Source organism: Bifidobacterium ruminantium DSM 6489, assembly GCF_000770925.1.
In the GTDB taxonomy this organism is placed as follows: domain Bacteria; phylum Actinomycetota; class Actinomycetes; order Actinomycetales; family Bifidobacteriaceae; genus Bifidobacterium; species Bifidobacterium ruminantium.
In genome coordinates this window covers 55,289-67,886 of record NZ_JDTK01000002.1, presented here as the reverse complement: position 1 = coordinate 67,886, position 12,598 = coordinate 55,289, and the positions used below count along the sequence as shown (strand labels likewise).

Genomic DNA, 12,598 nt, shown 5'->3' with positions numbered 1-12,598 from the left:
TTCTGCGATTGTCCTGCGATCGTCTCCGATGGCGTCACTTCCAGCGACGCTCGCCCACGGCATGGGCGAGCTCGCGCAGCAGTTGCTCGGTGGTCGGCCAGCTCAGGCATTTGTCGGTGATGGATTTGCCGTAGACGAGTTTGTCGAGCGTCGCCGCTGGCTGGTTGCCGCCTTCGATGAAGCTTTCCATCATGATGCCGGTGATCCCCTGCTCCCCTGCCGCGATGCGTCCGGCGATGTCACGCACCACTTCGGCCTGGCGATGATCGTCCTTGCCGGAGTTGCCATGGGAACAATCCACGATCAGACCGTGCGCCGCGGCGGAATCGGTCGGCATTTCCGCACGGATGGTGTCCATGGCTTTGGCGATGGAATCCGCATCGTAGTTGGGGCCGTGCGAGGAGCCGCGCAGCACCACGTGGCAGTCGGGATTGCCGAGCGTCTTGACCACGGCGGCGCGGCCAAGATGGTCGATGCCGAAGAACGTGTGCTGCTGGGCGGACGCGAAACATGAATCGGTCGGGGCTTTGATGGAGCCGTCGGTGGCATTCTTGAAGCCGATTGGCATGGACAGGCCGGACGCGAGCTGCCGGTGCACTTGGCTTTCGGTGTTGCGCGCGCCGATCGCGCCCCAGCTGACCGCATCGGAAATGTACTGCGGACTGGTCGGTTCCAAAAATTCCGTGGCCGCGGGCAATCCCTCGTCAAGCACGCCGAGCAGTGTGCGACGGGCCAAAAGCAGGCCTTTTTTGATGTTGCAGCTGCCGTCGATGTCGGGATCGTTGATCAGACCCTTCCAACCGACCGTGGTGCGCGGCTTCTCGAAATACACGCGCATGACGATGAGCAATTCGCCGTCCAGCTCTTTTTTCAGCGCGGCCAGCCGACGCGCGTAATCGAGCGCGGCCTTCGGATCATGGACGGAACAAGGACCGACGATCACCAGCAGCCGGTCGTCCTGGCCATACAGGCAGGCGCGAATCTCATCACGCGAGTAGGCGACGAGATCACGGGCATCGGCGCTCAAAGGCAGATCGCCCAGCACTTGGGCGGGAGTGGGCAGCACTTCGAATTCCAGCACACGGCGGTTCACGATGCGGCTGATGCCGACCTGATCCTCCCAACGCGGCACATCGGTCTCCACCAGCGGATTCTTGCCCTCGTCCATGGCCTGTTTGATCGCGCGAAGATCCTCAGGCGTGTTCAGCTGCTGCTGCATGGTCTTGCTCTCCTTGGTCCGTATTCCATCCCAAGGATAGCAATGGCGGTGCAGAACCTCCGTATTCCCGGCTTTCCGGCGTTCGAAATATCCCTACCGCCGAAAAATCGAATCAGGCGGCGAGACGGCGACGCGCATCGACCGCGTCGGCAAGCGTGTGCAGCAATTGCTCGGTGCGATCCCACGGCACGCAGGCGTCCGTGATGGATTTGCCGTATTCGAGCTGGTCGAGCGGAGCCGGCTTCTGGTTGCCCGCCTTGAGGAAGCTTTCCATCATGACGCCGAGGATTCCCGGCTCGCCGGCTGCTATGCGCGCGGCGATCTCCTCGACCACTTCGGCCTCACGTACCTCGTTCTTGCCGCAATTGCCGTGTGCCGCATCGATGATCAGACCATGTTCGCTCGGCCCAGACGCCTTGGATACCTTGAGATCGGCCAGCGCCTGCGCCACGGAGGCGGCATCGCAATTCGGACCGTGCGAGGAGCCGCGCAGCACCAGATGGCAGTCGGGATTGCCCTTGGTTTCCGCGGAGATCACGCGTCCGTCGAGATTGATGGACAGGAAATGATGCTCGAAGGCGGCCGCATAGCATGAATCGGCGGCCGGCTTGATGGAACCGTCGGTGGCGTTCTTGAAGCCGATCGGCATGGACATGCCGGACGCCAGCTCGCGATGCACCTGGCTTTCGGTGTTGCGCGCGCCGATCGCGCCCCAGCTGATCAGATCGCAGATGTACTGCGGGGTGATCGGATCAAGCCATTCCGTGGCCGCGGGCAGGCCGAGCCCCAACACGTCGGTGAGCACCTTGCGTGCCAGGAACATGCCCTTGCGGATGTTGAACTGGCCGTCGAGATCCGGATCGTTGATCAGACCCTTCCAGCCGATGGTGGTGCGCGGCTTCTCGAAATACACGCGCATGACGATGACCAGACGATCCTCAAGCTCGTTCTTGACGTCGGCCAGCTTCTCGGCGTACTCGTGCGCCGCCTTGGGATCGTGGATCGAGCATGGGCCGACGATGGCCAGCAGACGATCGTCGCGGCCGTGCAGCACGTCGCGGATCTCCTGACGGGACTTCAGAACCAGATCGCTCATCTCGTCGGTGAGCGGAAGCTCCTTAAGGAAATATCGGGGCGCGGGAATCGGGTCTAGCTGCCGGATATTGACATCCACGGTCTCCGGAAACACGGCGCGCTCATCCAACAACTGCGCATCCTTCGAACTATCCGGACCGCGAAGACCTGCCATCGCTTCCATTCCTCCCCTGCCATTGCACCCAGTAAGGCATCGAACATTACCGAAGTTACCTTAATGGATGTGACCGGAATATGGAAAACGCCGACTGCATGGTGGAATCGATTCCAGTGTGTAGTCGGCGTTGTTTTTGGATTGTTATTAGCGTTTTGGCAATGAGCGACGCCAAAACAACGGGGCCTTGCGGACCCAGGAAACGCCTCACGGCGTTTCCCCTCGCTACGAGAGCCCACCGGGCTCCCGCTTAACGCTCGGCGCGTATTGGCCAGCGCGCGCTTCGCGCGCTATTTGGCCAATGCGCCCATCGGATCCCATGCTGGGAGCATTTGGGCGGGGGATTCTAGGGCTTTGAGGCATTCGTCGGGGAGGAGGGCCTTCGGGACAGCGACCTCGTAGACGTATTCGGTGAACCAGTCGTCGCTCATAGTGAAATAGCCCTTGTCGGCGATCTTGTCGCCCCAAGAGTTCTCCACACGCCAACGACGGGTGGTGTGGCCGTCATCCGCCACATCCACGCCGACGAAAGCCATCGCGTGGTTCATCGCGGAATCGCCGAAACGTACGCGACCTTCCTTGTCCAGATCGAAATCGACATCGTACACGCGGCCATATTCGAACAGGTCGGTGGCCCACGCGCCGTTCACGCGGTCCATCATCGGATGGCAATCGGCGCCGAACCACACCGGAATGCCCTGCTCCTCGAGAATGCGGCGCGCGCAATCCTTCATGAGCTGGTTCGGTACGTTGAGGTATTCGGTCGGGTCGCCGCCCGCCACATTGCCCAGGTGCTCGATGCCGATCTTCCTGCCCTTGGCATGCTCGCGGCGCGGATCGTCCACGAGGCACACATAGCTTTCCAAATCGGCGGAACCGACGTACTTCTTCCAGAACTCGACCGGCGTGATCTCGCCGTCGCGGTGGAATTCACCATCCTTGTCGGTCCACTCCCAGTCGAAGCTCTTCGGCGGCTCGCCCAAGTGGATCGTCAGAATGCGATGGCCGGCGGCGGTGGCTTCGGCGATGATGCCGTCAATCGAGGACGGATCGGCGTACATATGCGCCACGGCGGTGCGCAGCATGCGGCGCAGCTGCGTGTTCATCTCGCCGGTGTTCTTGGACGACTCGGTCTCCGGATACAGATCCTTCGGCACCGCGCCGTACTTCTTGTAGACGTTCATGGCCATGGTCCACTGGCCGCCGTCGCCCATCACGTCGGCGAGCAGATGCTGCATCAGACGCGAATCGGACGGCTCGCCCGCGCGCACCAGCGCGGCCACATCCTTCAGGAAGTAGTTGACGCGCTCAAGCTTGTCATAATACATGGCGTAGTTCTGGGAGAACTCGAACTCCTTGAGACCCATGTTCCGCTTGGCCACGAAACGAGCCACGTTCAGCGAGCTGAACAGCCAGCAGCGGCCGGAACGGTCCTGATGGGTGACGGTGCCATTATCCACGACGGTGGAGAAGCGGCGCTGCATCAGACGCGCGCGGTCGTAGTTGCGCGCCACCTTGTCGATGCCGGCCGCCGTGACGGCGTTCATGGCCATGCGATTATGCTCGCTCGCCTCGAAATCATCGACGAGCTTGTTCAATTCATCACCGCTCAATGGCGTGATGTCAGTCATTATCAGATTCCTCCTGGTTGTCATCATCTGAAACGAACTGTTCGTCCACGGACGAATCCACCGTCGTGTCCGCGGCGTCGAAGTCCACAGCGTCCGCATCCGCAGCCACATCCTGCGACTGCCCATCCTCGTTCTGCGCCTCGTCGGCGGACTGCACGTCTTCGGACGCGGCGCCCTCGTCGACGGCATTGACCACAGACAGGCCATTTGCGCCGAAGCCGGAGAAGGCGTTGGCGAACATGGCGCGCAGCTCGGTGACGCGCTGCGTGATCTGCGATTCTCGAGCCTGCAGGTCGGCGATGCGCTTCTGGATGCCTTCCATCTCTTTCTTGGCGGCCTCGCGACGCTCATTGATCTGCTCGTCGGCGTCCTCGGTGGCCTGCTTAAGGATGCTCGCCGCGTTCGTGTCGGCCTCCTCGCGCTTGCTCTTGGCGTACGTCTCGGCCTCGTCACGGATGGTCTGGGCCTTGGACGTCAGCTCGTCGGCCTGCTTCTTGGCGGCCTCACGACGCTCGTTCAGATCGGTGAGCAGCTCGTTGACCTTCTTCGTGGCCTCGTCCTGCTGGTTCGAGATGTCGGCGCGGATCTGCTCCACCTCGGCATTGACCTGGCTCATGGTCTGGGTGCGGTGCACTTCGGCCTCGTCGGTGATCTCCTGCGCCTTCGACTTGGCGGCATCGGTGATCTCGGCGGCACGACGCTGCGCGTCGGTCATCATCTTGGACACCTGCTCGCGCACGTCTGCCAGCTTCTTGTTGGCTTCCGCAAGCGCGGATTCGATCTGGTCGTTGGTTTCGCTCTTCAGACGGGAGATCTCCTCATTGGCGCTCTTGCGCTGTTCGGCGATCTTGCTGGTCGCCTCGGCGCGCATGTCGGAGATCTCACGCTCCTGCTTGGCGCGTTCGGCGGCGAGACGCTTATTGTGCTCCTCACGGGAATTGGTCAGTTCCAAATCCACGGTCTGACGCTGGGCGACCACGGCCTTCTGCGTCTCGCTGCGCATCTGCTCCACCTCATGCTGGGCGCTGGCACGCAGCTTGTCCGATTCCTCCTTGGCCTTGCCGAGAATGTCGGCGGATTTGGCTTTGGCGTCGTCCATCATGCGCTTGGAATCGATTTTGGCGTTGTTCAGCAGCGTTTCGGCCTGCAGCTGCACCGTGGCGCGCGCAGCGGTGGCGTCCTTCTTGGCGCGTTCAAGCAGTTCGGCGCTGGTCTGTTCGGCGCTGGCGAGCATCTGCTGAGCGTTGGCGCCGAGGGAGGCGAAGGACTTCGGTGAGGACTTCTTGTTCTTCTCCTCCTGCAGCTGCGCCTGCAGCTCAAGGATGGTCTGGTCGTCGGCCTTGACCTGCTCACGCAGGCGGTTCACCGTCTCCTGCGCCGAGGCGAACGCCTCGTCGACCCTGTCCTTGTCATACCCCCTCAACACGATTGGGAACTGCTCAACCATGCCCTTTTCCTTTCACGAATTCCCTTGTCTCGCGCATTTGGCCGCGCATACTCGCTCTGTACTTTAACTCAGTCTATGCACGCCACGCAGACAGAACGCATTATTCTCACAGAGAGTACAGAAAACGTTCGAAAAGGGGGCAGGGAAAGGATGGGCCGCCATGTCCGTCGGCACGGCATGCCGCAACCACTCAGCCGAGCAGGATATCCCCCGATGACGGCTGCAGGAAATATCGCACGGATTCGCGCAGCACGTCGTCGACCGCGGCCGTCTGCTGTTCGACCGACAGACCGCGCTCATGCGGACGTTCGTTGACGATCGGCAGGCTAACGAAACCCGACAGAATACGCTTCGGTTGCGATGCCGACCAATCCAGCAAATGGTAGAACAGCGAATTGCAGACGAATGTGCCGGCGTCGGAGCTCAACGTCGCGGGAATCTCATGCTTGGCGAAATCGCGCAGAATCGACCGCAACGGCAGACGCGTCCAATACGCGGCCGGCCCGTTCGGATCGATGGGGCGCCGCTCCGGAATCACATTGTCCGCGTCCGGCCTGGCCGCGTCCATAAGATTCGTGGCGCATCGTTCCAGCAGGATGCCTCGGGACGTGCGTTTGAGCCCGGTGGCGATGACGATGTCCGGCTTGGTCTGTTCGATGGCCTTCAGCAGGGTGGGCCACGCGTTGGCGAAGCTCACCGGCAGCGTGACATTGGTGACGGCGATGGAAACGTCCTGCAGCAGGTCTTCCGATACGGCCTGCGACATCGCCGGATCCGCCCATTGCCTGGCGACCGCCGCCGGCACGAGCACGGCCGGATTGACGTCGACGCCTTCATATGGCGCGAAACCGGAGATGACGATGTTGATCTGCTGCATGTTTTCCAGTGTACGTGGCGGTACGTGATGCCGCATGGCGGACGCGCCGCGCAGCACGCCACCAGACGAGTCAGTACGATTCAGTAACCGGTTCAGCGACCGAATCCGTGGCCGTGCATCTGCGAGAACGCCTCGGCGAACACCTCGTGCATGCGCGCCTTGGCAGCCTCCTTGACGTGTTCGGGGTCGAGGCTGTTCGCGATACCTTCTGCTATCGGCATATCGGACGGCGTGGTGATCTTGAGGTTCGTTTCGGAGCCTTCCACGATGGCCACCGGCTCGTCCGGCAGATAGTCCACCACCACGCGCGTGTCGTCGGTCGGATGGAAATCAGGGTCGGCCGAGGCCAGTTCGTACGCTTTGACGATGGTGCCGAAACGGAAGGCCTGCGGGGTCTGCGCGCGGTAGGCGTCCAGACGGTCAGGCACGGATCCGACCACCTTGCGGTCGCCCAGATCCTTCGTGAGCAGAATCGTGTCAGTGGACGCGAACGCCACGGTGGCCGCGTTGAACCGATCCAGCGCGTCGATACAGCCGTCGATGGAACGCTGCTCGACGAACGGCCGCACGCCGTCGTGGATAAGCACCTTCGCATCGGACGGGATGCCGGATTGCCTGAGCAGGTCCAGTGCCGCAAGCGTGCTGTCCACGCGTTCGGCGCCGCCGGGGACGATGGCGCGCACCTTGGCGTAGCCGGCCTGGTCGATGAGCTCGCTCACCGTCTCCTCCACACGGTCGTTGACCACGACGATGATGTCGCTGACCCGGTCGTTGTTCTCGAACGCCTCGATGCTCCAGCAGACGATCGGCTTGCCGCCCAACGACACCAGCTGCTTGGGATTGTCCTCGTCGAATCGCGTGCCGAATCCCGCGGCCAGTACCACGGCCACGACCGGCATTCTCTGTTCCTGCATCACTCCGCCCCTTCGGTTTTTCCGTTTTCGATGTTTGTTCGATGATTGCGATATTCGATTATTCGCGCACGATCAGCGCCAGCATGCGCCCTTCGTGTGTTTTCCCGGCAAGCGAAGCACGGCGATGCGAGAACCACAGCGGATTCTCGTACGTGCACAGGCTGCGGCGGATCTTGTTAAAACGTTCGGCGAGTTGCGCATCGCCCTCACCATCGGCGGCGCAGATGCCGGCCAGTTCCTCATCCTCCGACAGATACTGCGTGGCCGCGTTGACGCGAGGACGCGAGGATACGACGTTGTCGGCCGGCACGCCCGCCTTGGCGAGCTCCTGCAGCGCGGCGGCGGCGATATCGATGCCCGGCTGGCCGAAGCGGCTCAGCGTGAAGGTTCCCGGGAACTGCGCATCGAATTCGTCCGCGATGTCTCCGCCCACCTCGTAGCAATCGCCGCAAATGCGCGGACCGAGCGTGGCGACGATGCGTTCCGTCTTGGCTCCTTTGGCTACCATCTTCTCGACGGTGGCGCCGATCACGCCTTTCTGCAGGCCGCGACGTCCGCAATGCGCGGCGCCGATGATGCCGGCTTCAGGGTCGGCCATGAGCACCGGCAGGCAATCGGCGGCGAACATGCCGAGCGCCACATGCCTGCGGGATGTCACCTGGCCGTCGGCTTCGATGACGGTCGGCTCGGTCTCATCCTCGGAACCGTCGGCAGGCGCGTCGTCCGCGTCCTCCGCACCGGATTCCGCTCCGCTCTTCGTGCCGGACACGTCGAATCCGAACGGCTTGTTAATGGTGAACGATTCGTCCACGTCCACCGCGTCGCCGGAATGCACCTGGCTGATGAGGCTGATCTTCGCACCGAGCACGCCGGCGAGCGCCACACGGTTGGCGAGCACATGCTCCGGATCATCGCCGGACTTGCCACCGAGGTTGAAATGCGCGAAATCGCCTTCGCTGGTGCCGCCGAGACGGGTGGTGTACACCACTTTGATGCCCGGTGCCAGCATGATCGGGATGGTCACCGGAATCGGGTTGCCATGCTTGTCGGTGGGGTCGATGGCGTTGGAATCGAGAATCGCGTCATCGTATTGTGTGCTGCTCATGTCTTGCTTTCCTTGGTTTTTCTGCGGTTTGAAGGATTTTCGGCGATTGGCGGGCCGTCAGCCCCGATTTCGTCCGTCCGCTCATTCGGCTTTCATCGTCGGCTTCTTCGTGCGCGACCGGATAGCTGCGTTGACCGGCACCTCGCGCGGGCATGGCATGGAGAAGACGTGCGCCGGGTTGTTGATGGCCTCCACCCAGTGTCCATCGGCGTCGCGGAAGCCGCCCGCCGGAACGGTGTAGGAGAAGGGCGCGGCGCCGGGCAGCACGAATTCGACCTCCTGTCCGGCTTCGATCTTGTTGCGGCTCATGATGGTCATGCGGCCGCCGTCCTCCGGGCTCCAGGACAGCACTTCGCCGACTACGAGCCATGCACGGAAGTAGGCGGAGCGGTCGGTGCTCTGCTTCACCTTGTGCTCCGGATAGTAGAAGCCGGTGGAGTAGTCGCGGTGCGCCACCTTGTCGGGTTCCTCAAGCAGCCAGTCGGGCAGCTTGACGTGCGGTGCCGGGCGCACGCCCGCATGATGCCAGCCTTCAGGCAGGATCTCGGCCGCGGTGTTCGACTTGCGACGGGTGCTGCGCGCATGGTAGCTCAGGTTGTCCGGCTCTCCGATGGCGATGTTGCCGGACGAGGCGCCGCCGACGGGCATAGCGTCGAGGTCGGGTTTGCCGGCGAACGCCCCATCGGCGTTGGCCATGATCGCGTCCTCGGTTTCCGGCTTGCCGTAGTCTGGGTCGCCGGGGCGGATCACGCGGTCATGGAAGGGCTTCAGCTCGTTGCCGTCGGCGTCCTCGAAGCCGCGCTGGATCATGTACTCGTTGACGGCCGTCTTGTAGGCGTTGGTCATGGCCGCGATGTAGTAGGCGCTCTTGGAACGGCCTTCGATTTTGAGGCTCGTCGCGCCCGAATCGATGAGGTCGTCGATGTGGGCGAGCATGTTCATGTCCTGCGAATTGAACAGGTACGCGCCTTCCGCGGTCTGTTCGATCGGAAAATACCGACCGGGGCGTTTCTCCTCCACGATGGAATACTTCCAGCGGCACGGCTGCGCGCATTCGCCATGGTTGCCGTCGCGTCCGGTCAGATAGTTGGAGAACAGGCAGCGTCCGGAGAAGGCCATACACATGGCGCCGTGGACGAAACATTCGATGTCGAGGTCGTCGGGGATGCGCGCGCGGACGTCTCGCACGGCTTGCAAATCCATTTCACGGGCCAGCACCACGCGGCGCGCGCCCAACTCGTAGAACGCGTTGGCGGCCTGGTAGTTGGTGACGCCGGCCTGCGTGCTCACGTGCAGTTCGAGGTTCGGAGCCACCTGCTTGGCCATGAGCATCACGCCGATGTCGGAGACGATCAGCGCGTCCACACCGGTGTCCTTCAATTTGCCGAGATATTCGCGCATGGCTTCCACCTCGTTGTTGCGCGGCAGCACGTTGAAGGTGACGTACACACGGGCGCCGCGCTCGTGCGCATACCGGCTGCCCTCCTCGAAATCCTCGAGGCTCAGGTTCTTCGGCGCGCTGCGCATGCCGAATGCCTTGCCGCCGCAATAGACGGCGTCCGCGCCGTAGTCGACCGCGGTTTTAAGGCCCCTCAGATTACCTGCGGGGGCCAGTACTTCAGGCTTGTTTCTTCTTTGCACGGATGTTCCTCTTACTCGTAAAAGACCATCAGATATTGTCGTAGATTCACGGGACAGGCGGATGCGCCCGGATCCCGGGTCACATGCCACACGCGATGTCGGCGAGCGTACCCACTGCGTCGGCGAACTCCTCCGCAGTGGTGTAGGAGTAGCTCAGGCGCAGGGAGTTGTCGGCGGCGAAATCGTAGATGTCGCCGGGATTGAGCAGCACGCCCCGTTCTGCGGCCAGCTGGAACAGGCGTCCCATGCGCATCGGCTGGTCGAAGGTGAGCCAGATGTAGAAGCCGCCGTCCGGCACATTCCAATGGGCGCGCCCGCCCAGCTTCGCCTGAAGCGTTTCGAGCGCGCGATCGCGTCGACGACGCAGCTCGCGTTTCAGCCCGTCGACGTATTCGTCGTACATGCCGTTCGACAGGAATCGTGCGAACGTCCATTGACTCAGCGCGCTCGCGCCGTAATCCATCTGCATCTTCACGTCGGCGAGCCGTTGCACGATCGGCTCGGCCGCGACCAGCCAGCCGATGCGCAGGCCGGGGGCGAGCGATTTGGACGCGCTGCCGAGCGTGACGACCATGCCGGTTTCGTCAAGCGCCTTCAGCGACGGCAGCGGGCGCGCACCGAAGTACAGGTCGCGGTAGGCTCCGTCCTCGATGATCGGCAGTCGGTTGGCCACGGAAAGCTCGATCAGCTCGCTTCGGCGCTGCTCGCTCATGGTGACGCCGGTCGGATTGTGGTTGGTCGGAATGGTGTACAGGATCGCGTTGCCCCTGCGGCCGCGGACGTCACGCGACGGCAGATGGTCGGCTGACGCGACCGCGGCCATCCCCTGCCGTTCCAGCAGCAGATTCCGCAACGCGCGCACGTCCAGTCCGTCGTCGTCCATCGGCACGCCTTCCAAATGCATGCCCGCCGATTGGAACACCTGCAGCGATTTGATGTAGCTCGGGGATTCCGCGTACACGGTGGTGCCGGCCGGCAGAAGGCTCACAGAGATCATCTGCAAGGCCTGCAGCGCGCCGGACGTGACCAGCACTTGGCTGGCCGTGCAGTCGACGCCTGTGGCGCGCATATGCGCCGCGATGGCCTCGCGCAGCTCGGGCAGGCCTTCGGGCGGCGGATAGCCAAGCGAGTCGATCTCGTCCGCCGCCTCGCCGAGCACCTGGCGCCACATGGCCTTCGGAAACAGCCTCGGATCGAGCTCGCCGGTGCCGATGCGCGTCATGCCCGGCGTGAATTCGTAACGGTTGATGGCCTGGATGGTGTCGTTGTTGGCCTTGAAGAAGCCGGAATCCACATAATCGGCCCAGTCGGGCGCGCCCGGCAGCATCAGCGACCACGTGTTGCTGACGATTCTGGTGCCCGCGCCATGTCGACCCTCCACGATGCCGTAGTCGGACAGTTCGTTGATGGCCGCGATGACGGTGGAACGATTCACACCGAACCAGTCGGCGAGCGCACGCTGCGACGGCAGACGCGAGCCGATCGGCCAATTGCCGCTTTGCACCTGCTCGCACATGTAGTCGACAATCTGCTCGGTGACGGGTTTGTCGGCGTCCCGGTCCGGCTTCCAGCCGATGTTCAGCGGTGCGATGCGTGCCATATCGTTCCTTATATCACTGCTTTCCACGTTTGGTTGAGCCAAACTTCGTTTTTTGGCTGGTTGCCCATTATAGCAGCCACTATACAATATGACACTGGTTACATTGTTTTATATGCGATTGCAGATATGCGTCAATCGCAAAACCATCGATTTGGTTGGTTTTGGTTGGGTTGATAACAACCAGCCAAATATGTTTGGACGGAATACGAGGCGAGCATGGGATTCTTTTTCCAGGGATTGACATTGGGATTGGCGTACGTGGCGCCGATCGGCATGCAGAATCTTTTCGTGATCGATTCGGCGCTCACCAAGCCGCGCCGTCGCGCGCTGCTGACCGCGCTGATCGTGCTGTGTTTCGACGCATCGCTGTCGCTGGCCTGCTTCTTCGGCGTCGGCAGGCTTATGCAGGATCATGCGTGGCTGAAGCTGGGCGTGCTCGCCGTGGGAGGCCTAGTGGTCATCCGGATCGGTGCCGGACTGCTGTTCCCCCGTAAAGGCGGCGACGCGCAAAGCCCGCAATCACAAGAGAATCCTCAAAATCCGAAACCGCAGGGACTCGCGCAACGCATCGGTGCGAAGGTCGGCGGCAACGGGCTGCTGCACACCATCGTCACCGCGGGCGTGGTGACGTGGTGCAATCCGCAGGCCATCATCGACGGCACTCTTATGCTCGGAGCGTTCAGCGCGACGCTCACCGTCGGCCAGTCCACGCCGTTCATCACCGGCGTGGAGACCGCTTCGGCGCTGTGGTTCTTCGGCGTCACCCTGCTGGTCTCGCTGTTCAGCCACAGGTTCAGCCCGAGGATCGTCACCGCGATGAACCGCGTGTGCGGCGTGGTGGTGATGCTCTACGGCGTCAAGCTGCTCGCCGACTTCGCGTTCGCGGTGCTGTAGACGCCGCCCGCATCACATCAC

Annotated in this window: 10 protein-coding genes; 1 reads left to right on the top strand and 9 read right to left on the bottom strand. The window is 62.5% G+C overall.

Annotated elements, in window-relative coordinates; all coding sequences use genetic code 11:
- Nucleotides 1-34: 34 nt before the first annotated feature.
- From OU26_RS01345 to OU26_RS01305, 9 genes are all read right to left on the bottom strand, one after another.
- On the bottom strand, nucleotides 35-1,219 hold the full coding sequence (locus OU26_RS01345; protein WP_051592928.1) for a 3-deoxy-7-phosphoheptulonate synthase: 1,185 nt from the start codon (nucleotides 1,217-1,219) through the stop codon (nucleotides 35-37).
- Between the two features lie 112 nt (nucleotides 1,220-1,331).
- Nucleotides 1,332-2,468, bottom strand: coding sequence for a 3-deoxy-7-phosphoheptulonate synthase (locus OU26_RS01340; RefSeq protein ID WP_026646547.1), 1,137 nt, complete (start codon nucleotides 2,466-2,468; stop codon nucleotides 1,332-1,334).
- Between the two features lie 290 nt (nucleotides 2,469-2,758).
- A complete protein-coding gene (locus OU26_RS01335) occupies nucleotides 2,759-4,099 on the bottom strand; it encodes a C1 family peptidase (RefSeq protein WP_026646548.1) in 1,341 nt (446 codons plus the stop codon).
- Entirely contained in the window at nucleotides 4,092-5,546 is a 1,455-nt protein-coding gene (locus OU26_RS01330) for a cell division protein (RefSeq protein WP_026646549.1), read from the bottom strand. Before OU26_RS01330 ends, OU26_RS01335 begins: the two co-directional genes overlap by 8 nt.
- Before the next feature lie 190 nt (nucleotides 5,547-5,736).
- On the bottom strand, nucleotides 5,737-6,423 hold the full coding sequence (locus tag OU26_RS01325; protein WP_026646550.1) for a pyroglutamyl-peptidase I: 687 nt from the start codon (nucleotides 6,421-6,423) through the stop codon (nucleotides 5,737-5,739).
- Between the two features lie 92 nt (nucleotides 6,424-6,515).
- Nucleotides 6,516-7,337: an IspD/TarI family cytidylyltransferase gene (locus OU26_RS01320; protein ID WP_033498806.1), complete on the bottom strand. Its 822-nt coding sequence runs from the start codon at nucleotides 7,335-7,337 to the stop codon at nucleotides 6,516-6,518.
- 58 nt (nucleotides 7,338-7,395) lie between these two features.
- Nucleotides 7,396-8,442, bottom strand: coding sequence for a purine nucleoside phosphorylase YfiH/LACC1 family protein (locus tag OU26_RS01315; protein ID WP_026646552.1), 1,047 nt, complete (start codon nucleotides 8,440-8,442; stop codon nucleotides 7,396-7,398).
- A gap of 81 nt (nucleotides 8,443-8,523) precedes the next feature.
- A complete protein-coding gene (locus OU26_RS01310; protein ID WP_026646553.1) occupies nucleotides 8,524-10,083 on the bottom strand; it encodes a peptidase U32 family protein in 1,560 nt (519 codons plus the stop codon).
- A gap of 79 nt (nucleotides 10,084-10,162) precedes the next feature.
- Nucleotides 10,163-11,683 (bottom strand): aminotransferase-like domain-containing protein, encoded by a 1,521-nt coding sequence (locus OU26_RS01305; RefSeq protein ID WP_026646554.1) that lies wholly within the window; start codon nucleotides 11,681-11,683, stop codon nucleotides 10,163-10,165.
- A 216-nt stretch (nucleotides 11,684-11,899) separates the two neighbouring features.
- Between OU26_RS01305 and OU26_RS01300 the strand changes: the two genes are divergently transcribed.
- Complete coding sequence (locus tag OU26_RS01300; RefSeq protein ID WP_026646555.1) at nucleotides 11,900-12,577, top strand: LysE/ArgO family amino acid transporter; 678 nt, start codon at nucleotides 11,900-11,902, stop codon at nucleotides 12,575-12,577.
- Nucleotides 12,578-12,598 lie beyond the last annotated feature (21 nt).

Excerpts from the sequence above, each read along its gene's own strand:
- OU26_RS01345 (WP_051592928.1), bottom strand. The coding sequence starts at position 1,219 with ATGCAGCAGCAGCTGAACACGCCTGAGGATCTTCGCGCGATCAAACAG.
- OU26_RS01340 (WP_026646547.1), bottom strand. The coding sequence starts at position 2,468 with ATGGCAGGTCTTCGCGGTCCGGATAGTTCGAAGGATGCGCAGTTGTTG.
- OU26_RS01335 (WP_026646548.1), bottom strand. The coding sequence starts at position 4,099 with ATGACTGACATCACGCCATTGAGCGGTGATGAATTGAACAAGCTCGTC.
- OU26_RS01330 (WP_026646549.1), bottom strand. The coding sequence starts at position 5,546 with ATGGTTGAGCAGTTCCCAATCGTGTTGAGGGGGTATGACAAGGACAGG.
- OU26_RS01325 (WP_026646550.1), bottom strand. The coding sequence starts at position 6,423 with ATGCAGCAGATCAACATCGTCATCTCCGGTTTCGCGCCATATGAAGGC.
- OU26_RS01320 (WP_033498806.1), bottom strand. The coding sequence starts at position 7,337 with ATGCAGGAACAGAGAATGCCGGTCGTGGCCGTGGTACTGGCCGCGGGA.
- OU26_RS01315 (WP_026646552.1), bottom strand. The coding sequence starts at position 8,442 with ATGAGCAGCACACAATACGATGACGCGATTCTCGATTCCAACGCCATC.
- OU26_RS01305 (WP_026646554.1), bottom strand. The coding sequence starts at position 11,683 with ATGGCACGCATCGCACCGCTGAACATCGGCTGGAAGCCGGACCGGGAC.
- OU26_RS01300 (WP_026646555.1), top strand. The coding sequence starts at position 11,900 with ATGGGATTCTTTTTCCAGGGATTGACATTGGGATTGGCGTACGTGGCG.